The sequence below is a fragment of the Shewanella sp. Sh95 genome (assembly GCF_001308045.1).
Taxonomy (GTDB): domain Bacteria; phylum Pseudomonadota; class Gammaproteobacteria; order Enterobacterales; family Shewanellaceae; genus Shewanella; species Shewanella xiamenensis.
This window is the reverse complement of the sequence record NZ_LGYY01000223.1, coordinates 1-407: the sequence shown is the minus strand read 5'-3', so window position 1 is coordinate 407 and position 407 is coordinate 1. Positions and strand designations below refer to the sequence as shown.

Sequence of the window (407 nt, the reverse complement as noted above, 5' to 3'; positions counted from 1 at the left end):
GTTTATTTCAGACGAGGTAAGTCATCCCATAGTGCTTGGGAAGTTTTAGGCAATGATTGTTGTCGAAGGGATATAAGCAGTTGTCAGTCACTGTAAAAGTGCTGGCAGCTTGCGACAAAGTGCCGTCGTCGCTTTTCTAAGTGTTCGCAGTAATGAGTCAGTTCTTGTAATGTGCCTACTGGACCATGAAATAGCTTACCAAACTCGGTAGTCAATTTGAGCCAATTGTCATGGGGGATATTTAATCTGGTCAGTAACTTACCACTATTTTCACTGATGCTTCCACGTTTATCATTGCGAATGATTCGGCCTGTATCTTCCACCAATTGAAGGTAATCGGTTAAGGAAAACGCAATGCCATTGGGTTGGTTGTCACACTCGTTACCAATAAACGGTAATAGATTACT

1 pseudogene is annotated in these 407 nt (G+C 42.0%); it reads right to left on the bottom strand.

The features are described from left to right. Positions 1–83: 83 nt before the first annotated feature. A pseudogene (locus AEA42_RS16520) lies at positions 84–407 on the bottom strand (transposase); the annotation flags it as partial.